The sequence below is a fragment of the Streptosporangium sp. NPDC049248 genome (assembly GCF_040678965.1).
Lineage (GTDB): Bacteria > Actinomycetota > Actinomycetes > Streptosporangiales > Streptosporangiaceae > Streptosporangium > Streptosporangium fukuiense.
Genome location: NZ_JBFAQY010000024.1, coordinates 1 through 26,705, shown reverse-complemented (window position 1 = coordinate 26,705; position 26,705 = coordinate 1). Strand labels below are relative to the sequence as shown.

Sequence of the window (26,705 nt, the reverse complement as noted above, 5' to 3'; positions counted from 1 at the left end):
TCACTTCCTGGCGCCGAGTTCCCCGACCCAGCCGGAGCTCTCGTAGGCGACCTTGAAGCCCTTGCGGGCGGGGACGAACACGGAGTTGGCGGTGCCCGCCTGGGGCTTCTCGTCCGGGCCGTCGTAGCGGAAGGCCAGCAGGCGCGCCCCCGACTCGTCGATGACCAGGGTGTGGTGGCCGTTGGCGGTGGTGACCGCGGTGCCCTTGCGACCGAGCGGGTCAAGGACGTCCTGCTTCAGCACGAGTCCTGGCTGGTCGGCCAGGATGCGCAGCATCGAGGCACGGGTGGCCGCGCTCGTCGGCATGGAGAGCAGGTGGCGCGCGCCCTCGAAGACGAAGTCCGCGAACGGCCCCTCGCGATGCGCCGAGCGGAGCCAGCGCTCAAGTCCCTCGACGTCGCCGGGCAGCTTCTGCTCCTCCCCCACGGTCAGTGTCTTGGCGCCGAGCCCTATTTGCAGGATCATGGCGAAGTCACTGGTCTCAGGGGAGGACCACAGGGACGGAGATCCCTTGGCCTTCCACGCCGCCTCGTCGGAGGGGGTCTCGAAGGTGATCTTGACGTCTTGACTGGACGAGCTCCGCCCCTTCCGGCCGTCGGACCAGATCTCGTCGGTGTGGGCGACGACCGCGCCGGCCCCGACCGGCTCGAAGGTCCTGGTGCGCTCGAACCAGTACCGGCCCTTCGGGGCGACCTCGCGCGCCGCCGTCTCCGCGCCGGCCAGCAGGAACGACCGGGCGTCAAGCGTGACCACCGGTGCGCCGGGCGTGGAGGCGGAGCTGGAGAGCGGGGGGACGAGCTCGGCGGTCCGGCCGCCGCCCGGTCCCCGCAACCCGATCGTCCCCGTCACGACGGCCGGCGCCGTCACCGCCGCGGCCAGCCCGACGAGGGCGCCGACCAGTGCGACCTTCGGGGTGAGACGGAACCCCGGACGGAAGGTGGGACGGAACAGGGAGCGGGGCCGGGGCCTGGCCTCCGCGAAGGCGCGGGCGAGGTCCGCCTCGCGGCGGCGCCGGTGGGCGTCCTCGGTGAGGGCGTCCGGGCGTAGCGCGCGGACCCGCTCGTCAACGTCGTTCATCTGATACCTCCAGTTGGGAGACCCCGGGCCTGGAACCCAAGGTGGGGCGCGGCGCGGTGCCGCAGGGGATCGGTGAGGTTAGATCGAGCGCCTGGGACAGGCGGCGGCGGGCGCGGTACAGGCGGACCGTGAACGCGCGGGCCGAGCATCCGGCGAGCCTGGCGGCATCGGCCGGGGCGAGGCCGTACCAGCTGGCCAGGACCACGGCCTCGACGTCCTGCTCGGACAGGCCGGCCAGCGCCGCCAGCGCGACCTCGCGCTCGGCGACCTGGTCGGCCACGTCGCCCGCCGGGGCCAGTTCGGCCAGCCTTTCGGCCAGCGCCCGCTTCCGCAGCCCGGAACGCCGCTGCGCGCGCAGCAGGTTGCGGGCGGTGCCGAGCAACCATGGCAGCGGAGACTCGGGCAGGCGTTCCAGCTGCCGCCAGGCGATCAGGAACGTCTCGCTCGCGACGTCCTCGGCCTCCTGCCGTTCGGCACGGAGCAGCGCGTAGCCGAGCACGCTGCGGTAGTGCCGGTCGTACAGCGCGGTGAATCGCGCTTCTGGATCATCCACACCCAGTAGTGCCTTTCCGTGCGCCCCGATCACCGGCGGGGCGAAAAAACATCCGGCTCGTCCGCCGAACATCCTGCGCCGGAAGCCGGGCCCGCCCGCCACCGGCCAGGTTTGTCAGTGAATGCCGGACCGTTGCCCGGCACCGGGCTGGCAGAATCCATCGGGTGACGATTCGGGTGCTCATCGCTGACGACCAGGAACTGGTGCGGACCGGGTTCCAGATGATTCTGGACGCCCAGCAGGACATGGAGGTCCTGGCGACGGCCGCCAACGGAGCCGAGGCCGTCGAGCTGGCCCGGAGGCTGCGGCCCGACGTCTGCCTGCTGGACATCCGGATGCCCAAGCTGGACGGCCTGGAGGCCACCCGTCTCCTGGCCGGGCCGGGGGTGCCCGAACCGATGAAGGTGGTCATCGTCACGACCTTCGACCTGGACGAGTACGTCTATGGAGCGCTGCGCGCCGGGGCGACCGGTTTCCTGCTCAAGGACAGCGGGCCGACCCTGCTCATCGAGGCGATCCGGGCCGCGGCGGCGGGGGACGCGCTGGTGTCGCCCTCGGTGACCGTACGCCTGCTCGAACACCTGGCCCACCCGCGGGCCGGTGCCCTCCGGCCGCCCCGCGAGCCGCTCACCGAGCGCGAGCTGGACGTCGTACGCCTGGTGGCCAGGGGACGGACCAACCAGGAGGTCGCCGCCGAGCTGTTCGTCTCGCTGTCGACGGTGAAGACGCACCTGGGAAGCATCCAGGCGAAGCTCGGCGCCAGGAACCGGGTGGAGATCGCCGCGTGGGCCTGGGAATCGGGCACCGTGAGCTGAGCGAGCCGAGTTGGCCGAGTGGACAGCCGAGTGGACAGAGTGGTCCGAGTGGGCTGATTAGCGAAAGGGCTGACGGGATAGAAAAAGGGCAGGTCCTCAGCGCATGGCGGGGGGAGATATACATGCGCTCTATCCCATCTCTACAGAAAAGGTCGGCTTCGGCCGTCTACTTCACCCTCACCGCCCTGGTGATCGCGACCGCCGCCCTGGCGGTGTTCGAACAGGCCCGCGGCCGACGCCTCGTCCTGGAGATCTCGAAACTCGGCGGCGACCCCCACGCCCCCGGTGCCGACGCGATCTTCGGCGCGGTGACGGTCTTCGCCATCCTGATCATTTTCTTCGCCGCGGCCACGATCGCCGCCGTCGTCGCGTACCTGAACTGGCTGCTCCGTGCCCAGCAGTGCGCCGACCGGCCCGCGGTGGTCACCGTCCTGGCGAGCTGGTTCGTGCCGGTGGTCAACCTCGTCGCGCCCGCCGTGCTGGTCGACCGGCTGTGGCGGGCCTCCCGTCCGCCGGCCGACCGCCGCCCGCGCTGGCGGGCGCTGCTCGCCGCCTGGTGGCTGAGCTGGCTGGTCGCGCTCACAGTGATGCTGGTACGGCTCTGGCCGGGCGTGTCCCATCCGAGCACCGGCCTGACCGGTTTCGGCCCGCCCGAGCTGACCGCCGTCACGGTCGCCGCGCTGCTCTGCGCGGCGACGGTCCGGCAGATCACCGGGATCCAGACCGCGGGTGCCAGGCACCGGCGCCGGATCCCGGCGAACCGTCCGGAGCGTGCCGGACGCCGGGGCGGGGTGGGATCCTGGGGCGTGGCCGCGCCCTGGGGCGTGGAGTCAGTCCCAGGCCCTGATCAGCAGCCAGCCCTCGCCCGCGGTGTCGAACCGGAGCTCGTAGGTGCCGAGCCGGCCATCGGTGGCGGCCTCGGCCCGCCAGAACCGGCGCTCGCCCGGATCGCTGTCGGAGACCTTCCACCACTCGCGCGCGACAACCCAGTGGTCGAGGATCCGGTGAACCGTGTAAAGCTGGTCGCGCCAGGCGAACCGGACGGGCCGTCCCTCGCGGGTCCACACCTCGACAGGGTCACCGTAGAGTCGGTTCAAGACGCCTCTTCTCCCCGGGGCTTCGGATGAGTGCCCGGGGGAAGGCGGGCCTGTAGTATCGAACATACGTTCTCATCGAGCCGGGCGCAAGTCGCCCATCTGCCGTACCAGCGGGTTGGCGTCCACCGAGTTGCGGATGCTGAAGGTCACGCTGCCCGCGCGGTAGCGGTCGTCGGACCACTCGACGGGCCGGCCCTCGTGGGTGGTGGTGACCCGGCGCTGACGCAGCAGCGGGCTGCCCCTGCGCACGGCCAGCAGCCTGGAGTCCTGCACGCCGGCCGCCACCGCGTCGATGAGGTGCTCGCCGTAGGCGAAGACGAGGCCGACGCTGTCGTAGAGGGCCTGGGTGATCGACTCGCAACCGGGTTCGATGCGCTCGACGGCCGGGGCGATCCACCCGGCGTAGGTGGTGCGCTCCAGCATCACCGGCTCGCCCTCCAGGGAACGCAGCCGCAGCACCGACAGCACCGGTTCGCCCGGTTGGATCGCCAGCCGTGCCGCCTCGGTGGCGCCGGCGCCCCTGCGACACTGGCGCAGCACCTGCCCGCTGACCCGGTAGCCCATCGCCCGCGCCCACTGGGCGAAACTGTGCAGCTCGGCGAAGCTCTGGCTGCGCTCGCGGCCGAGCACGATACGCCTGGCCCCCTGCCGGGAACCGACCAGCCCCTCGGTGGCGAGCACCGCGACGGCCTGGCGGATCGTACCCCGGGAGGCCGCGAAGCCGGTGGCCAACTCGGCCTCCGAGGGCAGCTGGGCCCCCACGGCGTACTCGCCTCGCATGATCGCATCGCGCAGCCTCTCCGCGATGCCCAGGTAACGGGGGGTCACGCCCGGCTCCTTTCTCCCGCGCCCCCGAACGACGGGATTCCTTCTCGCGTCCCCTTCAGGACACCCGCGAACGCCCGGTGACCGCCCAACCTCTCCTCGCCTCCCAGAACCGTCCTCGCGTCCGGCCCCGCTCCCACCACTGTTCCCACCACTGTTCCCACCACGGTTCCCACCCCTGTTCCCGACGACGGGCGCGAGGGCGCGCTCCTTCGCTGCGCGCACCGACCGGCGAGACCGACCTCCACCCTAAACACCCCTGAATCACCCACATAGCTGCGATTTTCGCATTTCACCCACGTACTCCATGCGTTCATCAAACAGCAACGTAGTCACGGCATACGAGGTCTAGCTTGTTTGTACAAGTTCGTCTACTTTCGTGAAATATTGCGCGACACCCCCTTGGGAGACACAGTGATCGCATCCCGAGTTCGCCTTGCCGGTCTGGCCGCTTTCCTCCTGGTGGGAGCCACCGCGTGCGGGGCCGCCCCCGGCACGTCGACCCCGTCGGGAGCCGCCTCCGACGGAGGCTCCGCGGCCGGTGTGGACGCCAGAACCGCCACCTCCGCGGCCGACTTCGGCGGGCTGGACAAGCTCGTCGAGGCCGCCAAGAAGGAAGGCAAACTCCACGTCATCGCCCTGCCGCCGGACTGGGCCAACTACGGAAAGATCATCGAGGCGTTCAAGGCGAAGTACGGCATCGAGATCGAGAGCGAGACGCCCGACGCGGCCAGCGCCGACGAGATCAACGCGGTGAAGACCCGCAAGGGCCAGGACCGCGCCCCCGACGTTCTCGACATCGGCCAGTCCTTCGCGATCAGCGGCGCCGCCGAAGGCCTGTTCGCGCCGTACAAGGTCCAGACCTGGGACAAGATCCCCGAGAACCAGAAGGAGCCCTCCGGCCTCTGGTTCAACGACTACGGCGGCTACATCTCCATCGGCTGCGACGCCAAGAAGATCGACAAGTGCCCGGAGACCTACGCCGACCTGCTCAAGCCCGAGTACAAGGGCAAGGTCGCCCTGAACGGCAACCCCACCAAGTCCGGCTCGGCGTTCGCGGGCGTGTACGCGGCGGCCCTCGCGAACGGCGGCTCCTTCGACGACATCCAGCCCGGCCTGGACTTCTTCAAGAAGCTCAAGGAGAGCGGGAACTTCAACCCGGTGGAGACCACCCCGGCCACCATCGAGAAGGGCGAGACCCAGATCAGCATCGACTGGGACTACAACAACGCCGCCTACGCCCCCAAGATGGCCGAGAAGGGCATCGACTGGAAGACCGTCATCCCCGGCGACGGCAAGTACTTCCAGCTGTACGCCCAGGCCATCAACAAGGACGCCCCGCACCCGGCCGCCGCGCGCCTGTGGCAGGAGTTCCTCTACAGCACCGAGGGTCAGAACCTCTACCTCGGGGGCTTCGCCCGCCCGGTCCTGCTGCCCGCCATGCAGGCCGACGGTTCGGTCGACAAGGCCGCCGAGGCCAACCTCCCGCCGGTCGACGGTGAGCCCACCTTCCCGACGGAGGCGCAGGTCAACAAGGCCAAGGAGGTCCTGGCGAACGGCTGGGGCGCCGCGGTCTCGGGATGACGGCCCCCGCGGTCACGGCCGCCGCCCCGCGCGGCGGCCACGGCCGATCCAAGAACTGGCTGGGCGCCCTGCCGCTGCTGGTCGTGGTGACCGTGGCGTTCGGCATCCCGGCGGTCACCCTGCTCGTCGGGGCGTTCACCGTCAGGGACCCGGCGACCAGGGTGTCGTCCATCGGCACCGCCAACCTGTCCAGGAGCCTGCAGGGCGCCTACCTCAACGCCCTGCTCAGTAGCGTGCGGCTGTCGGCGGTGGTGGCGGTGGCCGCCGCGATCCTCGGGACGTTCCTGGCCCAGGCCGTGATCACCTCTCGCTTCACGGCGCTGCGCGAGGCGGTGCTGACCTTCTCCGGCGTGCTGGCCAACTTCGGCGGCGTGCCGCTGGCCTTCATCTGGATCGCCACCCTGGGCAACTCGGGGGTGCTCACCACCGCGCTGGGCCTCGGCCCCGGCACGCTGTACAACTTCTGGGGCCTGGCCCTGGTCTACCTGTACTTCTCGGTGCCGCTGATGGTACTCGTGGTGACCCCGGCGCTGGACGGCCTGCGCCCGCAGTGGCGGGAGGCGGCGCAGAACAGCGGCGCCACCACCTGGCAGTTCTGGCGCCACGTCGGCATCCCGGTGCTGACCCCCGCGCTGCTCGGCGGCGTCGTCCTGCTGTTCGGCGGCGCGTTCGCCGCCTACGCCACCGCCGCCGCCATGGTCGGCAGCACGGTCCCGCTGGTCACCCTGCAGATCGCCGACGCGCTCACCGGTGACGTCCTCATCGGCTACGAGAACATCGCGCTCGCCCTGAGCCTCGACATGATCGTCATCGCGCTGCTGGTGATGGCGGTCTACCTGCCGCTGCAGAGGAGGAGTTCCCGATGGTTGCGGTAGCCGCCCTGCCCGACGTCACTCCCGGCGGTCCGGCCCCCGCCGCCCGCCCCGGGCAGCGACGGGCCTGGCGGGGGATCGTGCTGGTCGTCGCGGCGCTCTACTTCGTCGTGCCGATGGCCGTGTCGTTCTGGTTCACCGTCTACTCCGAGGGACAGGGCTTCTCGCTCGCCGCCTACGGGCGGATCCTGTCGGCGCCCGGCTTCCTGTCCAGCCTGCTGCTCTCCCTCGGGCTGGCCGCCGCCACCATCGTCGTGGTGCTGCTGCTGACCCTTCCGGCGATGCTGGCCGTACGGCTCGGCGCGTCGAGGCTGGGACCGGTGCTGGAGCTGATCGCCACCCTCCCGCTGGTCGTGCCGCCGATCACCTACGTGGTCGGCATCAGCACCGCGCTGCGCGGCGGCATCGACGCGCTGGCCGCCACGCCGCTCTGGGCGACGCTGATCGCCGTCCAGGACGAGCGGTTCCCGATCGTCCTGGTGCTGGCGTACGTGGTGCTGACGCTGCCGTTCGCCTACCGGTCGCTGGACGCCGGGCTGCGCGCGATCGACGTGCGGACCCTGGTGGAGGCGGCCCGCAACCTGGGCGCCTCGTGGCCGTACGTGCTGTTCCGGGTGATCATCCCCAACATCCGCTCCGCCATCGCCAGCGCCTCGTTCCTCACCCTCGCGCTGGTGCTCGGCGAGTACACGGTCGCCGCCCTGCTCGGTTACCAGACCTTCCCGGTCTGGATCGTCACCATCTCCGGGAACGACGGGCAGCTCTCCGTGGCACTGTCGATCATCAGCCTGCTCCTCATCTGGCTACTGCTGCTCACCCTCTCGGGTGCGGGAAGGAAACGTTCGTGACCGTCGAGTTCCGAGGACTGCGCCGCGCGTTCGGCCGTACGGTCGCGCTGGACGGCCTGGACCTCACCGTGCAGCAGGGCGAGCTGATGGCCCTGCTCGGCCCGTCGGGCTGCGGGAAGACCACGGCGCTGCGCTGCGTCGCCGGGTTCGAGCACCCCGACGCCGGGGCGGTGCTGGTGGACGGCAAGGACATCACCCGGGTCCCCGCCAACCGGCGGGACGCGGGCATGGTCTTCCAGTCCTACAGCCTGTTCCCCAACCTCAACGCCAGGGACAACGTGGCCTTCGGGCTCCAGGTCCGCAAGGTGCCCACCGCCAGGCGGCACGCGCGGGCGGCCGAGTTGCTGGAGCTGGTCGGCCTGCCGGCGCACGCCCAGCGCTACCCGCACGAGCTCTCCGGCGGCCAGCAGCAGCGCGTCGCCCTGGCCAGGGCGCTGGCGCTGGAGCCGCGCGTGCTGCTGCTCGACGAGCCGCTGTCCGCGCTGGACGCCAAGGTCCGGATCACGCTCCGCGAGGAGATCCGCCGACTCCAGCTCGAACTGGGCATCACCACCATCTTCGTCACCCACGACCAGGAGGAGGCCCTGTCGGTCGCCGACCGGGTCGCGGTGCTGCGCGCCGGGCGGCTGGAGCAGTGCGGTCCCCCGGCCGAGGTCTACGACCGGCCCGCCACCCCGTTCGTCGCGGAGTTCGTCGGCACGATGAACCACGTCCCCGGCCACCTGTCCGGCCAGGAGGTCACGGTCCTGGGCCGGCTCATGCCGGTGGACGGCCCGCTGCCCTCCGCCTCCGACGTCGACGTGCTGGTCCGCCCCGAGGCGGTGCTGGTCACGCCCTCCTCCGAGGGGGACGCCACGATCGTGGCCTCGTCCTTCCGCGGCTCGGTCGCGCGGCTGCGGGTGCGGCTGGGCGAGCTGGAGATCCTCAGCGACGTACCGGGACACGACGCGGTGCGGCTGGCGCCGGGCACCCGGGTGGACGTCGCCCTCGTGCAGCGGCCCGTCCTCGTCGCGGCGCGCACCGCCCCCGCCCCCACTCTCCCGGAGTCGTCCGAGGCGTCGGAGGATCCCGCGGGTGTCGGGTGAGCTCCGCGCCGTCCTGTTCGACATGGACGGCACGCTCGTGGACACCGAGGGAATGTGGTGGCAGGCGTGCGCGGCGGTCGCCGCGGAGTCGGGTCTGGAACTGACCGAGGCCGACGTCGGCCACGTGCTCGGCCGCCCGGTCGAGTACGTGGCCGCCCACCTGGTACGGCGCGCGTCGTCCGCCGCTCCCGACGTATCCGCGCTTCTCGGTGGAGCCGACGCCGTCGAACGGGTGGGGGCGCGGCTCACCGACGCCTTCGCCGAGCGGATCGCGGGCGGGGTGACACCGCTGCCCGGCGCGATCCGGCTGCTGGACGACCTGGGCGCGGGCGGCGTGCCCGCGGCGCTGGTCAGCGCCTCCCCCCGGCGCATCGTGGACATGGTGCTCCAGACCGTCGGAGCCGAGCGGTTCACCCTGGTCGTGGCCGCCGAGGACACCGCGCGCGGCAAACCGCTGCCGGACCCCTACCTGCGGGCGGCCGCCGAACTGGGCGTCGATCCCGGCGAGTGCGTGGCGGTGGAGGACAGCCCGACCGGGCTCGCGGCGGCCCGCGCGGCCGGATGCCGGGTGGTGTCGGTCGCGGGCGGCATGGCGCGGGAGGGCGTGCTGGCCGTGGACGGCCTGGAAAAAGTGGACCTTCCGCTGTTGCGACAGCTGGCGAGCGGCCAGAGATCGATAGGCTGAACCACTCATGTGATGGCGTATGCGGTTAGGTACAAAGGTGAACAACCTCAGTCCCGACGAACCACTACAGATAGGCCGATACCGCTTGCTCAGCAGGCTGGGCCGAGGCGGGATGGGCACGGTCTATCTCGGCGAGGCCGCCGACGGGCAACAGGTCGCCATCAAGGTCATCAACTCGGAGTACAGCCAGCACGAGCGGTTTCGGATGCGCTTCCGCAGGGAGGCCGACGCCGCACAGCGGGTCCGCAGGTTCTGCACGGCCGCGGTCATCGAGGCGGCGCTCGACGGCGACCAGCTCTACGTCGTCACCGAGTACGTCACCGGCCCCAACCTGGAGGAGGCGGTGGAGTCCGGCGGGCCGCTGCACGGCTCCAGCCTGGACGCGCTGGCCGTCGGGGTGGCGACCGCGCTGACCGCCATCCACGCCGCCGGGGTGGTGCACCGCGACCTCAAGCCCTCCAACGTGCTGCTCTCCCCGGTCGGTCCCCGCGTGATCGACTTCGGCATCGCCCGCGCGCTGGACACGCTCAGCGGGATGACCGGGACCGGTGAGATCCTCGGCACCCCCCGCTACATGGCGCCCGAGGTGCTCCGCGGCGAGCCGGTCTCGCCCGCCTGCGACGTGTTCTCGTGGGGCTGCCTGATGGCCTTCGCCGCGAGCGGGCGAGCTCCGTTCGGCGGCGAGGCACTGCCCGCGGTGCTGTACCAGGTGCTCAACACCGAACCCACCCTGGAGGGCATGGAGCCCGCGCTGCGCGAGCTGGTCGGCTACGCCCTGGCCAAGGACCCTCGGCACCGGCCCACCTCCCAGCAGCTCCTCGACCACCTGGTGGGCCGCTCCGCCGCGCCCGAGCAGACCGCCCACTCGGTTCAGGCCTCCTGGCAGGGGCAGCCGACAGTGCCCGCGAACGCCCCGGGGAGCGACGACCTCCGGTGGACTCCCACCTCGATGTCCTCCCAGCCCGGCTGGGCGATCTCCGGCAACCCGCAGACGGGCCCCGGTCACACCCTCCTGAGCCCGCAGGGCGATCCCGGGGTCTCCACGCGCGAGCAGTCGACCAGGCGCCGCAGGCTGGTCATCGGAGCGGCCGCGGCGGCCCTGGTGGTGGCCGGCGCGTTCGGCCTGAGCCTGGCCCTCTCCCCCGGCGGCCCCCCGGAGAACCTCGCCCTGCTCTACCAGGACGACTTCACCCAGAGCGGCACCGGCTGGAGCGGCGGCAACTACGACCCGCTCACCAGCAGCTACGGCTACGCCCCTGACGGCTACTACGCAATCGACGTCAGTGGCTACTCCCCCATCAAGCGGGAACAGGCCCCGATCCCCTTCGTGCCCGCGCCTCCCGCCACTCCCAACCCCACGGCCAGCCCCACGCCGGTCACGCCGAGCCGGATCCTGCTCGGCACCGACATCACGATCCGCTCCGGCAGCATCGGCACGGGCGAGTACGGGCTGTTCTGCCGGGGCGAGGACGACAACAAGGCGACCCGGTACGAGTTCCTGCTCGACACCGCCGGGAACGCCCGCATCCGCAAGACCGTCAAGAGCGCCGGGGGCGAGCTCACCAAACCCGTCAAGGTCGACCTGCCCAAGGGAAAGGCCACCCGCCTTCAAGCCGAGTGCACCGGGGTCGACGGGGGCGTGCAGCTCAACATGTGGGTCAACGGCGATCGGACGCAGTCCTTCCTCGACACCAACCCGCTGCCCAACGGCCTGGTGGGGGTGATCGCCCGGGTCGGCGAGAACAGCGACGCCGTGCTCAAGACCGCGTTCGACAACTTCACACTGCACGGCCCCGCCGCGACCGGGCAGCCCTGAGTGATCCGCCCGGTGCCGGGGACGATCGGGACACCGATCGAGACACCGGTCGGGAAACTGACAGATCGAAGGAGTTCAGCACGATGCGCGCCATAGTCGTCTCCGCCACCGGCGGCCCCGAGGTTCTCGACTACGTCGACGACCATCCGGATCCCGAGGTGAACCCCGGGGAGGTACTGGTCGACGTCGCCGCCTCCGGCGTGAACTTCATCGACATCTACCACCGGATGGGGCGTTACCCGCTCTCCCTGCCCTTCATCCCCGGCGAGGAGGGCGCGGGCACCGTCGTCGCGGTCGGCGAGGACGTCCACGACGTCGCCGTCGGCGACACCGTCGCCTGGGCGTCCGTGCCGCGCAGCTACGCCTCCAGGGTCGCGGTACCCGCTTCCAAGCTGCTCCCGGTTCCCGAGGGGGTCGCCCCGGAGGCCGCGGCGGCCATCACGCTCCAGGGGCTGACCGCGCACTACCTGACCCACTCCACCTACGAGGTGAAGGCCGGTGACGACGTGCTGGTGCACGCCGCCGCCGGTGGCATGGGCCTATTGCTCACCCAGATCGCCAAGCTGCGCGGCGCCCGGGTGATCGGCACGGTCTCCACCGAGGAGAAGGAGACCTTGGCCCGCCAGGCGGGCGCCGACGAGGTGCTCCGCTACCGGAACTTCGCCGACGCGGTCCGCAAGCTGACCGGATCCGGCGTGCACGTCGTCTACGACGGCGTGGGCGCGGCCACCTTCGACGAGAGCATCGCCTCGCTGCGCCCGCGCGGCATGATGGCACTGTACGGCCAGGCCAGCGGCCCGGTCCCGCCCGTCGACCCGCAGATCCTCGCCAGGAACGGCTCCCTGTTCCTGACCCGCCCCAGCCTGAACGCCTACATCGCCACCCGCGACGAGCTCGTCTGGCGGGCCTCCGAGATCTACGGCTGGGTGGCCGACGGGCGGATCCGGGTGCACATCTCCAACCGCTACCCGCTGGCGGAGGCCGCCCGCGCCCACTCGGACCTCGAATCCCGCCGTACGACCGGCAAGGTGCTGCTGATCCCCTGAGCGCCCTCCGCCCGATGCCGGGCGTGCGGGAGCGCCGCGCGGCACCGACCGGGGATGCGACTCCTGGGCCCGTCACCCCGCCCTTCGGTGACGGGCCACCGGGGCTCCGCGTACGGCGGAGTGGTCAGCTCAGCGGCTGGGCGGGCCAGTCCAGCAGCCGGGCGCCCAGGACCGCCGTCTCCAGGGTGAAACGCTGGGTGGGGTCGTCCGGCGAGAACCCGGTGAGGCGGCGGATCCGCTCCAGCCGGTAGGTCACCGCCCGGGTGCTGACGCCGAGCCTGCGCGCGGCGGCGGTCTGGTTGCCCTGGGAGGCGAAGACCGCCTCCAGCGTGGCGAGCAGCGGCTCGGGACCGCCCCGCGCCTCGAGCAGCGGGCTGAGCACCGTCGTCACCAGGTCCTCGATGGCCGCCCGGTCCCGCAGCAGCACCGGGAAGACCAGCAGGTCGGCGGCTTTCAGCACGGGGGCGCGCAACCCCAGCCGGTCGCCGAGCTCGATGGCGTTGGCGCCCTCGCGATAGGAGGCGACCACCCCGCCGGGACCCCGGTGTGCCCTGCCCAGCCCGACCCGCCAGCCGGGCGCGAACAGCCGGCGGACGTGGTGGGTGAACTCGCCGGTCGCGGCGGCGAGTCCGCCCGGCGCCACACAGACGAGCGTCCCGTCCCGGACCGCGACCAGCACGTTTTGCGAGCCGAACCGGGCGATCAGCGCGTCCTCGATCCGCCGGGCCGTCCCCTCGGCGATCCCGCCGCCCGCATCGGCGGCGGCGCGGGCGACGGCGACCGCGTAGGTCTCGGCCAGGCGGAGGCCGAAGTGCTCGGCCCGCTCGGCGAGCCGGTGGACGCGCCCCTGGAGCAGGTCGTCGACGAACTCCCTGCGCGCTGCCTCCTCCTGACGCAACGCGGAGCGCTGGGCGTCCTCGTACCCCTCCATCAGCGCGGAGACCGTACGCCGCAGGGCCGAAAGCGGGGCGGGGGTCACGGACTCGGCCATGGCCAGCGCCGCCTCGACCAGGGCCCGGACGGGCACACCCCGCTCCGCGGCCAGCACACCGGCGGCGCGGCAGTCGTCTAGCTCGGCTCTGCCCGGCGGCCTGCCGGTGGCGGCCGCCTCCCTCAACGTCCGGAGATGGCCGCCGAGCAGCTCGTCCATCAGACTCCCACGTCACGCCTGTCGAAGGCCGGTATCGCGGTCAGGACCAGCGCGACGATCGCCCCTGCCAGCACGAGATACTCCCACGCGGGAAACCCCTGCTGGATCGGCCGTCCGTCGAGGTAGTAGTGGAACGGCGAGATCCAGCGCAGCCAGGACACCCCGTCCACGTCCCTGCCCATCGTCTCGACCACGTAGCCGGCCACCGCGACCACCCCGACCACCGCCAGGGCGACCCCCCTGCGTCCCGTCACCGCGCCGACGGTCAGGCAGAGCGTGCCGAAGAAGAGGGCGAGCAGGAAGACGCCGGTGTGACCGGCCAGGATCCTGTCGGCCGGAACGTCCATGCCGACGGCCGAGGCCAGGCCGAGCACGACGAGGAAGGTGACCGCCGCCATGCCGAACAGGGCAAGGGCGAGGGCGGCGAAGCGCTCCAGGACCAGCCGCCCGCGGGTGATCGGGAGGGTGAGGACCAGCTCCAGGGTGCCCGTCTCCTCGGGCTGGGCGATCGCCCGGTTGCCGATCACCGCGGCGCACATGATGAACAGCATCGGCCCGAACAGCTGGTAGACCAGTGTCTGCAGGTAGCCGGGACCGCTGGTGAAGCCGTCCTCCAGACCACCCATGAGGTCGCGCATCGCCCCCGGGAACTTGGTCAGCGCCACCTGCCCGTAGAGTTCGGGGTTGCTCACGATGGTCGGGTAGTACGCCAGGTAGAGCCCGAAGAACGCGCTGATCCCGATCGTCCAGCCGAGCAGCGCCCGCCGGTAGTCACGCAGGCTCTTCGACACCAGCGCGGGCATGACGCGCCTCCTCTTCGCTGTAGTAGGTCAGGAAGATCTCTTCGAGGTCGGGCTCGGCGCTGACCATGTGCACCACGGTGAACCTCGCCGCCGCCTTGACCAGCGCGTCCGGGCGGCCGTCGACGGTGCAGCGCACCCCGGCGCCCTCCACCCGCAGGTCCCGCACGCCCGGCAGGTTCTCGAACGCCTCCCGGGGCACCGGCGCGTCGAAGTGGAACTCCACCCGGCGCACCGCCTTCCCACGGAGCGCGGAGACGTCCTCCACCGCGACCAGCCTGCCGGCCCGTACGATGCCGACCCGGTCGGAGACGTGCTCGACCTCGGCCAGCACGTGCGAGGACATCAGCACGGTACGGCCGGAGGCGCGGACCTCGCGGATCATCGCCAGGAACTCCTGCTGCACCAGCGGGTCCAGGCCGCTGGTCGGCTCGTCGAGGATCAGGAACTCCGGCTCGTGCATGAACGCCTGGATGAGCCCGACCTTCTGCTTGTTGCCCTTGGAGAGCCTGCCCATCGGCACCGCCAGGTCGGCCTCCAGCCGCTCGGCCAGTTCCGTGATCCGCCCCCTGGGCACGCCGCCGCGTACCTTGCCGAGAAAGGCGAGGTAGTCTCCCGCCCGTTCCCTGCCCTCCAGGGCCAGTTCGCCGGGCAGGTAACCGATCCGGCTCCGCACGCCCGCCTCGCGGGGATCGCCGCCGAGGACCGTCATCCGGCCCCTGGTGGGGCGGATCACGTCCAGGAGCAGCCGGATCGTGGTCGTCTTTCCCGCGCCGTTCGGGCCGAGGTACCCGAACACCTCTCCGGGCCGGATCTCCAGGTCGAGATCCTCAAGTCCCCGGCGCCCGCCGTAGAACTTGGTGAGCCCCTCGGTCTCCACCACCGCTGTCATGCACCCGATCGTGCCCGCCCGCCGGCGCGGGGGCCATGGCCGGATCCCGACAGTTGGCCGCCTTTTCCTTGCCCGAATCCGGACCCCGCCCCGCCCGGCCCCTCCGTCGTGCCACCGGGCCGCACCCCGCGAGGGCCGTACCGATCCCCGGCGCGGTCTATCGTGAGGTCGTTGACGAATCGCGCGGCGTCGGGCCGCCTGGCAACCTACGGAGGACCGATGAGCGTGGACACCGCCTTCGTCCTCGGTGGCGGGGGTGTCCTCGGCGCGCACGAGGTGGGCATGCTGCGGGCGCTCGACGAGGCGGGTATCAAGCCAGATGTGATCGTCGGCACGTCCGTGGGCGCGCTGAACGGCGTCGTGCTCGCCGCCTCCCCCGGTGACGCGGTCGCGCGCCTGACCACACTGTGGGGCTCGAACGTGGTCCGTACCGCGTTCGCGGGGTCGTGGGTGACCCGGCTGTCCACCCTCGCCAGGACCGGCACCCACCTGCACTCCGGCCAGCCGCTGCGCGACCTGCTGACCCGGACGCTCTCCGTCTCGCGGATCGAGGACCTGACGGTGCCGTTCCAGTGCGTTGCCGCCTCGGTCGAGCGCGCCACCGCGCACTGGTTCACCGAGGGGCCCCTGGTCGAGGCGGTGCTGGCCTCCTGCGCCGTCCCCGGGCTGCTGCCCCCGGTCCCCATCGGCGGCGAGCACTTCCTCGACGGCGGGCTGGTGCACAGCATCCCGGTCGGCCGCGCGGTCACGCTGGGCGCCCGCCGGGTGTACGTGCTGCACGTGGGCAGGATCGAGCGTCCCCTGCTGGTGCCGAGGCGCCCGTGGGAGGTCGGGATGACCGCCTTCGAGATCGCCAGGCGGCACCGCTTCGCCGAGGAGATGGCCACCCTGCCGGGCGACATCGAGGTCCATGTCATGCCGTCGGGTGGCGAGGCACGCCCGGGAATGGATCTGGCCCAGCTGCGTTATCGGGATATATCGCATATATCTGGATACATAGAACGGGCGTACCAGGCATCGTCCAGCTACCTGGCCCGTAACCCGTCCACCTGAGAGTTCCCCACTCCGAGGCCCCAGGCGGCCGCGCACACCGGCGCCCTCGGGGTACCCCCGGAGGTCGTCAACCCGTCAGAGCCATACACCCGCACCGCACATCACCCCCAGGCAGGAGCCGCTCATGCTGCCTCCTCGCATCATCCGCCGTCTGATCCTGGCCCCGCTCGTCATCGTGCTCACCGTGGTCGCGGTGATCACGCTCCCGCTCTGGCTGCTGGTGGTGGCCGCGGCCTCGCTGCACCTGCCGCCCCCGCAGCGGCGTGGCACCCGGCTGGTCTGGTTCGCGGTGGCGTGGCTGGCACTGGAGTCGATGGCGCTATTCGCCTGCCTGGGCCTCTGGGTGGCGAGCGGGTTCGGCGGATGGCTCCACCGCGACGAGCACCAGGAGCGGCACTACGCGCTGATCCGGTGGTTCCTGTCCAAGGTGTACGGGGTGGCCGTGCGGATCTTCCGGCTGAGCGTCGAGATCGACGAGCCGACACCCACCTCCGACGAACTCTCCCGGCGCCTCACCCGCCCCGTCATCGTGCTGTCCCGCCACGCAGGCCCCGGCGACTCGTTCCTGCTCGTCCACCACCTTCTCGCCCGGTACGGCAGGCGCCCGAGGATCGTGATGAAGGCCGCCCTGCAGCTCGACCCCTCACTGGACGTGGTGATCAACCGCCTTCCCAACGCCTTCGTCCCGCGCAAGACCTCCGAGAGCGGCGTTCTCGGCGAGATCCGCCGCCTGGCCTCGGGCATGGACGCCGACGACGCCCTGGTGATCTTCCCGGAGGGCGGCAACTTCACTCCCAGGCGTCGTTGGCGGGCCATCCTCCGGCTGGAGCGCAAGGGCCTGTCCGAGGAGGCCGCGCGGGCCCGCGGGCTGGAGCACCTGATGGCGCCCCGCCCCAACGGGGCCATCGCCGCCATCGAGGCCTGCCCCGAGGCGGACGTGATCTTCGTCGCGCATACCGGCCTCGACGATCTGGTCACCCTCGGAGACGTCTGGCACCGCCTCCCGATGAGTGCCGAGATCAAGGCCAAGTGGTGGCGGGTCCAGGCCGCCGAGGTGCCGCGCGACCGGGAGAGCCAGATCCGGTGGCTCTTCGACCAGTGGGAGGAGATCGACGCCTGGATCACCGCCAACCAGCCCACTTCCATCCCCGCGTCCTGACTACAGGCGCCTGAGCTTCGCCGTCGGATCGAGCAGGTCCGCGTTGCGGAGCTCCTGCCGCTCATCGATCATGACGATCAGGCCGGGCTTCCCCGCCAGCGGCGCGACATCGATCGCATCGGGCAACCCTCTCAGGTTGACCTGCCTCAGCTTCTCCAGCGGCTCCAGTGGGGAGAGATCACGAATCTTCTCGCATCCCCTGATGCTGATCTTCCAGAGTTCCCGCAGTCCGGACAGCGGTGCGAGATCGGCAAGGTTGACGCACTCGGTGAGCGAGACGCTTTCGAGAGCGAGCGACGCGAGCGGGGTTATGTCGTCGAGCCACGGAACGTGGCGGAGCGCGATCCTCCTGACGTTCGGGCAGTTGCCGACGAGTCCGGCGATCCCGTCGAGTGACGGCTCGGTGAGTCCGAGTGTCACCAGGTTGGGAAGCGTGCCGAACACGGCCGGTTCCGAAAGTTTGCGGCAGTTGAGGAGATGCAGCGTCCCCAGCCCGGACAGCTGCGCCAGCGGCGTGAAGTCGGTGACATCGTCGAGCCGGTCGAGACTGAGTTCTTCGACCATGTGGAAACGATCGACGAACCCGATACCGGGCACTGGGTCGTGGTGGAGCACGGAGGCACTCCGCAGGGCGGGCGGCATGGGGGGCCATGGGGAGTCGACCGGATTCCTCTTCAACCGCACCCAGAGTCTCTTCAGATCCGGGTGGCGGTCCAGCACGTCCAGCGCCCCTGGCCCGGCCAGCCGGAACACGCTCAGGCTTTGCAACGGACGGATGTCCCTGAGAAATTCGAGATCCTCACCGTCGTGGTCGACCCGCAGGCTGTTCACATTGCACAGATGCCGCAGGTGGGGAAATATCCTCGGATTCTCCGCGCTCATATATCCGGCGCCGTACGCACCGACCGCGAGTGGAGAGTCGGCCATCACCCGCCGGGCGTATTCCTCCGGGTCGAAATAGTCCCATGCCGTGGTCAGCTCGTACTGCACGTCCAGGCGGGAATCACCGGAGTATCGGGAAAGCCGTTCCAGCGCCTCCGGGCCGTTGATCAACCAGCAGACTCGCACCGTCGCCGCCGCCTGCGACACGGAAAGCCCGGTGATGTCCTCGGGAAGGCGTCGAAGTACCTCATCACCCGCCGAGGCGAGAGTTCCGGCCTCACCCGCGTTCCGCGGGGGGATCACCGCCGCGAAGCAGTCCTCGACCTCCTCCGCCAGGCCCCGGGGCAGCTCCTGGATCGTCTCCAGGCAGCCGACCACGAGCAGGCGTAGCCGCCGCGCATACCTCCCGCCCTCGGCGACCCGGCTGAGCAGCCCTCGCAGAAGTTCCTGACGCAGTGGCGCATTGGCATGTCCGGCGGCCATGACCACGGTCTCGCGCCACTGGTCGAGGTGCGCCCGCTCGATCAGCGGCTCCACGTCGGCACCATCGGCCGCCTGCTTGGCAGCGAGATACTCCTGTACGGTGCGGTGTACGAAATCGATCCGGCCGGGGACCGGCTCCCTGAGGACACCGCTGCGCTGAAGCAGATGCTCCAGCACGGCCTCGGCGGTGCAGTTCACCCGGGGCATGGTCAGGATCTTCTCCTCGACCCGCTTCAGAGCCGTCGCCCTGGACAGCTCGGAGCGGCCCCACACCTCGAGTTGCCATGCCAGGTCCTGCAGAATCCGCACCTTCTGCTCCGGCTCCAGAACGACCTCGGGAACGATCCCCCGCTCGGCGTCCCGGCGCTGGAGCAGCAGTTCCAGCGCCGCGGCGTACAGTCCCATCCGGTTGCGCGGCAACTGCTTGCCTCGGTCCAGGTTCAGAGCGCACAGCATCGCGGCGAGCAGGGGCGTGGAGGCGAGCGTCTGGAGATGCGGACTGCTCTCGAACCTGGCCAGCAGCGCGCCCTCGTACTCGTCCAGCTTCTCGACCCCGAACGGCAGGTTCCTGGAACCCCGCATGGCGGAATGCCACTGCCGTACGAGCTCGCGCAGGTGGGCCGGGGTCATCGGCTCCAACGTCACCGAGGAGAAGCCCTCCTCGTTCAGCCATCGCGCGTCGGCCGCCGCCGGGCGGGAGGTCACGATGACCCGGATCCGCGGGTAGGCCGTGAGGAGACCTTTCAGCCACTGCCGGACAGCCGGGCGGTGCCGCGGGCTCAACTCGTCCACACCGTCCACCATCAGCAGTGCCCGTCCCGAGCCGAGGACCCGGTGCGCCCAGCCCTCGGGCATCAACCCGGCGACCGGCCTCGCCACATCGGCGACGAAATCCTCGGGGGCGGGAAGACCGCCGGTTCCATGGCTGCGGAGCTTGATCACGAATGGGACGGAGCCGTTCCACCCGGCCAGGTCCCCGGTGAAACCGCCACGGGCCGCGGTCACCGCGAGCCAGCGAAGCAGCGTGCTCTTGCCCGACCCCGCGCCCCCTCTGAGCAGGACACGCTGAAGGTGGCCGAGTGCGCTCTCCACCCGCGAGGCGACAGGCTGGTGGTGAGCCGCCCCCTCTGTCAGTTCGGCGAAACGGATGCGTTTGGGGCCTTCGCTCCGGTCGAGATCGTCAGGGCAGGCGTTGAGGCTGATGTACGCGACACTCAGCGTGGCACGGGGGCGGTAGCTCTCCACCCGGACGCCGAACAACTCGACCTCGTCGAGGGTCGTGCTGATGTGCTCCAGATAGCGGCGCAGGAACTCCGCGTCATCCTGGGTGCCGGAGGGCTCATCGAGGGAACGGGCCGGCAGACGGGCCAGCACCGAGGAAACCTGCTGACCGAGGGTGGCAAGACGGTCCTCGACGGACGAAACACGGCCGAGAAGCTCGGTTCCGGCCCGGGGTAGATACTGCGGCAACTGCTGGACGATCCGGACCAGGCAGTCGAGACACTCGTCCAGCAGCACATCGAACAGGCGTGCACCCGCCTCGCCCAACTGCGGTGCCGGGTCCGGCAACCCGGCCCGAACGGACTTGGCGAGTTTGACCGGATCCATGTCCACCGACAGAAGCGCCCGGTCGGAGAGATCGGCGGCCTGGACCGCCGCGATCACCTCGTACAGGACAGCCGCCCGATCGTTCTCGGCGAGCCCCGCGTACTCCAGTTCCAGGAGCACCGTCAGCCGTCTCTCCACCCCGTCGGCGACCGCCTCCAACTGCCGTTCGAGACTGCGCCGCAGAAACCGGTCCGGGAACCCACTTCGAATAAGCGCGGTCAGATCCGCGTTCCGTTCGACCTTGGCTGTCCTGGCGGCGAACCCCTCGCGCATGGCACGCCCCACCACGGCCTTTCCCGCGGCGGCAGCGACGGCTTCGAGTCCTGACATCCTGCTCCTCGGTACGAGGTGGGGTTGTCCTCCAAGGATCACCGAAAAGCGGCGAGACGTTGACAAGAACCATCGAAAATGACGGAAAGCCCCGGACAGGCCGACCGATTCACCACTCCTGGGAGAGACCCGACATCCGGCGGAGGTACTCGTCCTCGTCGATCTCACCGGCCGCGTAACGACGCCTGAGGATCTCGCGGGGGCTGTCGACGACGGGTTCGGGAGCCGAGAAGGAGCGGATCATCCGGGCCACGCCGAGAACCACCATGGCGATCACGACGATGACAACGAACAACACGATGATGCGGACCATCACCGACCTCCCAGACTTCCCCCATCGGATCTGGCAGGGGAAATACCGATTTTACTAGGCCATGGCCCCCTTCTCCCCTGCCGCGCCGGAAAAGAATGCGGACGCCCCCTCGCCGGTCCGCCCCGCCACCGGTCAGCCGGCGGAGGAGCCGCCCCGGGAGAGGTAGGGGGCCTCGTGCCGGGTGGCGCCGGGCGGAAGCGACGGCAGGCCCGAAGGCGCCCCGCCCTCCATCAGCCTGAGCAGTGCCCCGGTGTCGACGTTCCGCTCGACCAGGTCGCCGAGCGCGTCCAGTCGCTCCTCACGCAGGGCGGCGAACGACACGTCGGGGGCCGGGGTGAAGTCGCGGCCGGAGACGGCGGCCACCTCGGCCAGGAAGGCCCGGCGGAAGTCGTCGTTCTCCAGGGCGCCGTGCCAGGTGGTGCCCCACACCGAGCCGTACCGGCAGCCGTCCAGGAAGGGCTCGCCGCCGTCGACCGTCACGACGCCGTGGTGGATCTCATACGCCTCGACCCGGCAGCCGTAGGCGGCGCCCACCGGGCGGCCCAGTGTCTTGTCCTCGGCGAACTCCACCGAGGCGGGCAGCAGCCCCAGCCCCTCGACGAGGCCGGCCCCCGACTCGACGTCGTCACGGATGGTCCTGGCGAGCATCTGGTAGCCGCCGCAGATGCCCAGCACGGCCCGTCCCCGCAGGGCCTCGGCCAGGCCGGTGGCGCGGAGCCAGGCCAGGTCGGAGACCGTGGCCCGGGAGCCGGGCAGCACCACCAGATCGGCGTCGTCCAGCTCGCCCGGCGAGGTCACGTAGCGGACCGTCACCCCGGGCTCGGAGGCCAGCGCGTCCACGTCCGTGAAGTTGGAGATCCTCGGCAGCCGTACCACCGCCACCCGCAGACTCTGCCCGCCGTACGGGGCGCGCGTCCCGGGCGCGGGCCGGTTGTCCAGGGCCAGGGAGTCCTCGACGTCCATCCAGAGGCCGTCCAGCCAGGGCAGCACCCCGTACACCTCGCGGCCGGTCAGCTCCCTGATCATGTCCAGGCCCGGTTCGAGGAGCTCGGGCGCCCCCCGGAACTTGTTGATCATGAACCCGGCGATCAGCGCCTGGTCGGCGGGCTCCAGCAGCGCCACGGTCCCGTACAGCGAGGCGAAGACCCCGCCCCTGTCGATGTCACCGACCACGACGACCGGCAGGTTAGCGGCACGGGCCAGCCCCATGTTGGCGATGTCGCCCGCCCGCAGATTGATCTCCGCCGGGCTGCCCGCCCCCTCGCAGACCACCACGTCGTAGCAGGCCCGCAGCCGCTCCAGCGCGTCCACCGCGACCTGACGGAGCCGCTCCTTGACGTCCCAGTACTCCATCGCGTCGACCTCGGCCATCGGCCTGCCCATCACCACGACCTGGCTGCGCCGGTCGCTGCCCGGCTTGAGCAGGATCGGGTTCATGTCCGCGCTGGGCTCCAGCCCGCACGCGGCTGCCTGCACCGCCTGGGCCCGGCCGATCTCGGCGCCGTCGGCGGTGACGAAGGAGTTCAACGACATGTTCTGCGCCTTGTACGGTGCGACCCGCACCCCCTGGCGGGCCAGCCAGCGGCAGATCCCGGCGGTGACGACGCTCTTGCCCGCGTCGGAGGTGGTCCCGGCGACCAGCAGCGCCCCCTTCACCCCTTCCTCCCGCGCGATCCGCGCACGGCGGCCAGGACGGCGAGCCCCGCCGCGGCCAGCCCGACCGCCCGCGCCAGCCGTACGGACCGGCGGATGTCGGCGACCGAGGGCTCGGGTCCCTCGCCCATCTTCGGCCGGTGCTCCACCCGGGTGCCGTACACGTTCACCCCGCCGAGCGTGCGGTCCAGCGCGCCCGCGAACGCCGCCTCGCAGCGGCCCGCGTTGGGGCTGGGGTGACGGTGGCCGTCCCCGCGCAGCACCGCCGCCGCCCGCCGCGTCGAACCGCCCACCAGGGGGGCGCCGAGCGCGGCGAGCAGCCCGGTGATCCTGGCGGGTACGAAGTTGGCCACGTCGTCGAGGCGGGCCGCGGCCCAGCCGAAGCGCTCGTAGCGCTCGTTGCGGTGGCCGACCATCGCGTCCAGCGTGTTGACCGCCCGGTAGGTGAGCAGGCCGGGCACCCCGGCGACCGCCCCCCAGAACAGCGGCGCCACCACCGCGTCGGAGGTGTTCTCCGCGATCGACTCCACGGTGGCCCTCGCCAGCTCCGGCACCGCCAACCCGGAAGGATCCCGCCCGCACAGATGAGGCAGCCTCTCCCGGGCCCCGGCCAGGTCACCGCCCTCCAGGAGTTCGGCCATCGCGGCCCCCTCGCGGCCCAGCGTGGTACCGCCGAGGACGGCCCAGGTCGCCGCCGCGCTCAGCGCGGCCCGCACCATGGGATCACCCGGCCGGGTCGCGGCGTGGCCGAGCAACGCCACCGGAACCACGCACAGTGCGACGTGCAGCACGCCCCTTGCCCGGCCGTCCCCGTACACCCGCTTCTCCACCTCGGCGGCGGCGGTGCCGAACAGCGCGACCGGGTGCCCGCGCCGGGGATCGGCGAGCACGGCGTCGATCACGACCCCGGCGAGCATCCCCACCCCTTCGGCCACTCCAGGTCTCTTTAGTCCCACTTTGGCGATTAGTCGACTAAATGAGATGTTCATGGAGTTCATCTTGGTGGGTCTCCAGCCACACCCGGGCCCGCCGGATGCGCACCCCCGCCCCACCGGCCCACATCCGGGCCCATCCACCGCTCCCGGCCTCGGCCCTGGCACGCATCACCTGGTACGAGCGGTCGAAGCGGAGCCGGGCCAGATCCAGCAGGCGTCTGCGGTCGCGAGGCGCCAGGCCGTACGCGTCGCAGAACAGGCGGAGCCGGGGCCCGACCTCAAGGCGGCGCTGGAGCGGCTCCAGATCGACGGGGTCGGCGATCGGCGCCCAGTGCCGCAGCGTGGTCACCACATCGAAGAGCCGGGTCGTCGGCCGGGCCATGTCGAAGTCGATCAACGCGACCGGCAGCCCGTCGCGGAAGATCACGTTGTCCAGATTGACGTCACAGTGCCCGATCAGCTTCGGGGCCGCGTCGTCGTTGGACCCGCCCTCCCAGACGGCCCCCGGCGGCGGGACGAACCCCTCGGCCGCGTCGTGGAAGCCACGCAGCAGCCGCGCCAGCGCGGCCAGCGACTCCGCACCGAGCGCGTACCCGGGCAACGGCCTGGCCGCGGAGCCGCCCTCGACGTAGCTCAGCACCTCCCGGCCCCGCTCGTCCACACCCAACGCCCGGGGCGCCCCCTCGAACCCGGAACGCTCCAGGTGCCGCAGGAGCGCGTGCACCGAAGCGGTGGAGGCCCGGCTGGGCCGGCGGACGGTGTCCCCGACCCGCACCACCCCGTCGGTGACATCACCGCCCAGAAGGGGAATCTCCTGTTGGGTCGTGACGGCGAACATGCCACCCGAGCGTAGACCGCTCCGCCTCCCCGCGGGGACGATTCGGGCAGACATCTCCCTGCCGGATGGAACATCCGGAAGTCATCCGCCCATCGGACATCCGCCGCCGCGCCCGGCAGGAGAGTGGCAGGTCACCGGGGAGGTTCCCGGCCCGTCCAGCCCGGTTCCCCCGCCCCGAACAGCCGGAATCCGGCCACCGTCCACCCGGGTCGGGGCGCCCGGACGGCGGTTCCCCCCGAGGGCGCGGGGCGCCGCGGAGTGATCCTCGCGACACAGCCCCAAAACCGATACATGAGCACTCCCCGGATCATGCACAATTGAGCGGGAGCACCCTTAGCTCAGCTGGATAGAGCACCGGACTTCTAATCCGACGGTCGCAGGTTCGAATCCTGCAGGGTGCGCTGCCGAGACCAGGTCATCTAGCCGTTGACCTGGTCTTTTGCTTGCCGGAGGTACGCGCCCCTCAGGCAGCCGGAAGCAGCCGTATGCCGCTGAGTGGATCATACGCGGAATGCCCGAGGCCCCGTTTTCCCAGGTGGGACCGGTGGCTCCGGAGACTCGCGGAAGGATTCCGAGCCCTCCGGGGCACGTCGCGGGGTGGTTCGTGATGTCGAGGTGTGGCACGATGCGCTTCATGACGACCCGAAAGGCCGATGCCGCGTAGACGGCCGCGCATCCTCCGCGCGCAAGTGTGGGCGAATCGCCGACGCCATCACCCAGCTCCCCAGATTCCCGGCGTCTCCAGCCGGACCCGTGCGGCCATCGCACGAATCGAATTCCACCCCCTATGGCCCGGATCCGTCGCTGAGGCCTTCGCCGAATACGAGCGGTTCCTCCGGCAGCCCGGCCGCCACCTCTACCTGCCCGAAGCGAACTGTCCTTGCTGCGACCCGGCAGAGGCCCGGAACACGCTGGAATACACCTTGCGACGCCTTCGATCTTCAGCCAAGGCAGAGCTTTCACAACTCGTGACGCGGCTGGACGAGGAGTTCTACCGCCGGACCATCCCAGACCCTTGGGCGCGTTACTACCCATGGCGCTTCGGCGGATGGTGGCATCACCGCATTCACGAATAATGATCACCTTCCGACATAGCGAAGGGCCCCGGTGTGAGCCGGGACCCTTCGTCGTCATGGTGTTCTTACGATGCCTCACACAGTGAGCGCAGCCAGGATGCGCTGGTTGGCCACCTCGCGCTGGCCGTCGATGCACTTGGCGTAGACCTTGAGCAACACGTCCACCCCGTGCTCCGCTCTCTCCGCCGCCTCCGGTGCGTGCACCCCGGTATTCAGCCAGAGGGAGACCGCCCCGCCGCCTACAGGTTCATCCGGCCAGTGGCCCAACGTTTCGCGGCTCTTCCGGCACCTGCGACCTGGCGTCGGCCGCTCGCTCCCTACGTGCTCGACCTCATCGAGGCCCACAGCACAGTGACCACAGAGATCCCCGTTGCGGAGAAAAACAGGATCACAGGGAGAAACCCGAGGACATCCACGCCCCAGCCGAACGACCCGATAACCGACCTGAGAGTCCCGGAAATCGCGAACAGCCCCATCAGGGCAACAAAAAGCCGGAGTGCCGAGGAGATCATCAGACGTTTACGCGCTCCATCGGCTGCTTCCCCGGCAAGGGCTTGGGATAGTCCTGCCTGCGTGCTTTGACCAGCCCCCGCACACCGACTCCCAGGTAGGGCGCCACGGCAAGAACACCGATGACGATGAACACCCAGTCAAGTAGTTCGCGTACGGTGCCACCCGCCCAGAAGGTCAACGTGAGGACCTTGACCACCAATGCCGGCACCATCAGGACGAGTGCCAACTTAGACCACACCGGCATCTTGGACACGCAGTGATTATGGAGCCGGCAAGCCCTCAGGAGAAGTCCAATGGCCCCACCTCTCCAGCTCGGTTCCGCCTATGTCCGGTGGCGAGTCGCCTCGCCGGACACCTTAGATCAGATCGCTCGCAACGCCCTGGCCCTTCAGCTTGGCGACCGGCCACTGGCCGAGGATATTTACGCCGATATCAAAGAGCAGATCATTCGCTCTGGCGAGCGCTGACATGACCTGGACGTCTCCGTGTCTCTATCTCCCCGGGAAAGCGGCTTGCCGTCTGGTCCCGATGCGATGTTCGCGGTCACCGTCCGCCGGGAGTACCGCGTCACGAGTCCAAGCCCGGCCATGCGCTTCGCCTGCGTCTCCAGCCGTGAGAACTACTGACGAAGAAAGTTGGGCGTCACGGGTTGCTCGGGGGTGCTTGTCCGCACTGTTTGCCCAGGTGACAGCCTGGAGGTATGAGGTACTCAGACAG

The 26,705-nt window shown here is 70.6% G+C and carries 25 protein-coding genes, 1 tRNA gene and 1 pseudogene; 13 read left to right on the top strand and 14 right to left on the bottom strand.

What is annotated here, in order from left to right; genetic code table 11:
* Both AB0K21_RS32755 and AB0K21_RS32750 read right to left on the bottom strand, forming a co-directional pair.
* Entirely contained in the window at window positions 1–1,077 is a 1,077-nt protein-coding gene (locus AB0K21_RS32755) for a hypothetical protein (RefSeq protein ID WP_343966784.1), read from the bottom strand.
* Window positions 1,064–1,630, bottom strand: a complete 567-nt coding sequence (locus AB0K21_RS32750; protein ID WP_364155512.1) for a sigma-70 family RNA polymerase sigma factor — start codon at window positions 1,628–1,630, stop codon at window positions 1,064–1,066. Before AB0K21_RS32750 ends, AB0K21_RS32755 begins: the two co-directional genes overlap by 14 nt.
* Window positions 1,631–1,794: 164 nt before the next feature.
* Here AB0K21_RS32750 and AB0K21_RS32745 point away from each other — a divergent pair, with 164 nt between their 5' ends.
* Both AB0K21_RS32745 and AB0K21_RS32740 read left to right on the top strand, forming a co-directional pair.
* Window positions 1,795–2,445, top strand: coding sequence for a response regulator transcription factor (locus AB0K21_RS32745; protein ID WP_343966788.1), 651 nt, complete (start codon window positions 1,795–1,797; stop codon window positions 2,443–2,445).
* A 122-nt stretch (window positions 2,446–2,567) separates the two neighbouring features.
* Window positions 2,568–3,038: pseudogene (locus tag AB0K21_RS32740) on the top strand (DUF4328 domain-containing protein); the annotation flags it as partial.
* Between the two features lie 237 nt (window positions 3,039–3,275).
* Here the strand turns inward: AB0K21_RS32740 and AB0K21_RS32735 are convergent.
* Together AB0K21_RS32735 and AB0K21_RS32730 are read right to left on the bottom strand one after the other, a co-directional pair.
* Entirely contained in the window at window positions 3,276–3,608 is a 333-nt protein-coding gene (locus tag AB0K21_RS32735; protein WP_343966933.1) for a DUF6504 family protein, read from the bottom strand.
* A 6-nt stretch (window positions 3,609–3,614) separates the two neighbouring features.
* On the bottom strand, window positions 3,615–4,370 hold the full coding sequence (locus AB0K21_RS32730) for a GntR family transcriptional regulator (protein ID WP_364155510.1): 756 nt from the start codon (window positions 4,368–4,370) through the stop codon (window positions 3,615–3,617).
* 411 nt (window positions 4,371–4,781) lie between these two features.
* Between AB0K21_RS32730 and AB0K21_RS32725 the strand changes: the two genes are divergently transcribed.
* From AB0K21_RS32725 to AB0K21_RS32695, 7 genes are all read left to right on the top strand, one after another.
* Window positions 4,782–5,951: an extracellular solute-binding protein gene (locus AB0K21_RS32725; RefSeq protein WP_343966792.1), complete on the top strand. Its 1,170-nt coding sequence runs from the start codon at window positions 4,782–4,784 to the stop codon at window positions 5,949–5,951.
* Window positions 5,948–6,826: an ABC transporter permease subunit gene (locus AB0K21_RS32720; RefSeq protein WP_343966794.1), complete on the top strand. Its 879-nt coding sequence runs from the start codon at window positions 5,948–5,950 to the stop codon at window positions 6,824–6,826. Before AB0K21_RS32725 ends, AB0K21_RS32720 begins: the two co-directional genes overlap by 4 nt.
* A complete protein-coding gene (locus AB0K21_RS32715) occupies window positions 6,814–7,671 on the top strand; it encodes an ABC transporter permease subunit (protein ID WP_364155507.1) in 858 nt (285 codons plus the stop codon). Before AB0K21_RS32720 ends, AB0K21_RS32715 begins: the two co-directional genes overlap by 13 nt.
* Entirely contained in the window at window positions 7,668–8,756 is a 1,089-nt protein-coding gene (locus tag AB0K21_RS32710; RefSeq protein WP_343966798.1) for an ABC transporter ATP-binding protein, read from the top strand. Before AB0K21_RS32715 ends, AB0K21_RS32710 begins: the two co-directional genes overlap by 4 nt.
* On the top strand, window positions 8,746–9,441 hold the full coding sequence (locus tag AB0K21_RS32705; RefSeq protein ID WP_364155505.1) for an HAD family phosphatase: 696 nt from the start codon (window positions 8,746–8,748) through the stop codon (window positions 9,439–9,441). The genes AB0K21_RS32710 and AB0K21_RS32705 overlap by 11 nt, the downstream gene beginning before the upstream one ends.
* Before the next feature lie 37 nt (window positions 9,442–9,478).
* Window positions 9,479–11,257 carry a serine/threonine-protein kinase gene (locus AB0K21_RS32700; RefSeq protein WP_343966802.1) on the top strand — a complete coding sequence of 593 codons (1,779 nt, stop codon included), beginning with the start codon at window positions 9,479–9,481 and terminating at the stop codon, window positions 11,255–11,257.
* An 83-nt stretch (window positions 11,258–11,340) separates the two neighbouring features.
* Window positions 11,341–12,303, top strand: a complete 963-nt coding sequence (locus tag AB0K21_RS32695; protein WP_343966804.1) for a quinone oxidoreductase — start codon at window positions 11,341–11,343, stop codon at window positions 12,301–12,303.
* A gap of 124 nt (window positions 12,304–12,427) precedes the next feature.
* On the opposite strand, the gene AB0K21_RS32690 is transcribed toward AB0K21_RS32695, so the two are convergent.
* From AB0K21_RS32690 to AB0K21_RS32680, 3 genes are read right to left on the bottom strand one after another with little or no spacing between them, the layout of a single operon-like run.
* Window positions 12,428–13,453 carry a helix-turn-helix domain-containing protein gene (locus AB0K21_RS32690; RefSeq protein WP_364155502.1) on the bottom strand — a complete coding sequence of 342 codons (1,026 nt, stop codon included), beginning with the start codon at window positions 13,451–13,453 and terminating at the stop codon, window positions 12,428–12,430.
* Complete coding sequence (locus AB0K21_RS32685) at window positions 13,453–14,256, bottom strand: ABC transporter permease subunit (RefSeq protein WP_343966808.1); 804 nt, start codon at window positions 14,254–14,256, stop codon at window positions 13,453–13,455. Before AB0K21_RS32685 ends, AB0K21_RS32690 begins: the two co-directional genes overlap by 1 nt.
* The gene (locus AB0K21_RS32680) at window positions 14,225–15,145 is read right to left on the bottom strand and encodes an ABC transporter ATP-binding protein (protein ID WP_343966809.1); all 921 of its coding nucleotides are present in this window, start codon (window positions 15,143–15,145) and stop codon (window positions 14,225–14,227) included. The genes AB0K21_RS32685 and AB0K21_RS32680 overlap by 32 nt, the downstream gene beginning before the upstream one ends.
* Before the next feature lie 219 nt (window positions 15,146–15,364).
* Here AB0K21_RS32680 and AB0K21_RS32675 point away from each other — a divergent pair, with 219 nt between their 5' ends.
* Both AB0K21_RS32675 and AB0K21_RS32670 read left to right on the top strand, forming a co-directional pair.
* Complete coding sequence (locus AB0K21_RS32675; protein WP_343966812.1) at window positions 15,365–16,198, top strand: patatin-like phospholipase family protein; 834 nt, start codon at window positions 15,365–15,367, stop codon at window positions 16,196–16,198.
* Window positions 16,199–16,322: 124 nt separating this feature from the next.
* Entirely contained in the window at window positions 16,323–17,357 is a 1,035-nt protein-coding gene (locus tag AB0K21_RS32670) for a 1-acyl-sn-glycerol-3-phosphate acyltransferase (RefSeq protein WP_343966814.1), read from the top strand.
* On the opposite strand, the gene AB0K21_RS32665 is transcribed toward AB0K21_RS32670, so the two are convergent.
* From AB0K21_RS32665 to AB0K21_RS32645, 5 genes are all read right to left on the bottom strand, one after another.
* Window positions 17,358–20,660, bottom strand: coding sequence for an NACHT domain-containing protein (locus AB0K21_RS32665; RefSeq protein ID WP_343966816.1), 3,303 nt, complete (start codon window positions 20,658–20,660; stop codon window positions 17,358–17,360). It lies immediately after the preceding gene.
* A 109-nt stretch (window positions 20,661–20,769) separates the two neighbouring features.
* Window positions 20,770–20,973 carry an SHOCT domain-containing protein gene (locus AB0K21_RS32660; RefSeq protein WP_343966820.1) on the bottom strand — a complete coding sequence of 68 codons (204 nt, stop codon included), beginning with the start codon at window positions 20,971–20,973 and terminating at the stop codon, window positions 20,770–20,772.
* Between the two features lie 132 nt (window positions 20,974–21,105).
* Complete coding sequence (locus tag AB0K21_RS32655) at window positions 21,106–22,629, bottom strand: cobyric acid synthase (RefSeq protein ID WP_343966822.1); 1,524 nt, start codon at window positions 22,627–22,629, stop codon at window positions 21,106–21,108.
* Window positions 22,626–23,549, bottom strand: a complete 924-nt coding sequence (locus AB0K21_RS32650) for a cobalamin biosynthesis protein (RefSeq protein ID WP_343966935.1) — start codon at window positions 23,547–23,549, stop codon at window positions 22,626–22,628. Before AB0K21_RS32650 ends, AB0K21_RS32655 begins: the two co-directional genes overlap by 4 nt.
* A 49-nt stretch (window positions 23,550–23,598) precedes the next feature.
* Window positions 23,599–24,399, bottom strand: a complete 801-nt coding sequence (locus AB0K21_RS32645; protein WP_343966824.1) for an aminoglycoside phosphotransferase family protein — start codon at window positions 24,397–24,399, stop codon at window positions 23,599–23,601.
* Window positions 24,400–24,726: 327 nt separating this feature from the next.
* Between AB0K21_RS32645 and AB0K21_RS32640 the strand changes: the two genes are divergently transcribed.
* Window positions 24,727–24,800: transfer RNA gene (locus AB0K21_RS32640), tRNA-Arg, on the top strand.
* A 750-nt stretch (window positions 24,801–25,550) separates the two neighbouring features.
* Here AB0K21_RS32640 and AB0K21_RS32635 read toward each other — a convergent pair.
* Both AB0K21_RS32635 and AB0K21_RS32630 read right to left on the bottom strand, forming a co-directional pair.
* The gene (locus AB0K21_RS32635) at window positions 25,551–25,679 is read right to left on the bottom strand and encodes a hypothetical protein (protein WP_343966826.1); all 129 of its coding nucleotides are present in this window, start codon (window positions 25,677–25,679) and stop codon (window positions 25,551–25,553) included.
* Window positions 25,680–25,986: 307 nt separating this feature from the next.
* Window positions 25,987–26,241 (bottom strand): hypothetical protein, encoded by a 255-nt coding sequence (locus AB0K21_RS32630; RefSeq protein WP_343966828.1) that lies wholly within the window; start codon window positions 26,239–26,241, stop codon window positions 25,987–25,989.
* Window positions 26,242–26,281: 40 nt separating this feature from the next.
* On the opposite strand from AB0K21_RS32630, the gene AB0K21_RS32625 reads away from it, so the two are divergent.
* Window positions 26,282–26,455, top strand: coding sequence for a hypothetical protein (locus tag AB0K21_RS32625; RefSeq protein WP_343966830.1), 174 nt, complete (start codon window positions 26,282–26,284; stop codon window positions 26,453–26,455).
* Window positions 26,456–26,705: the final 250 nt, after the last annotated feature.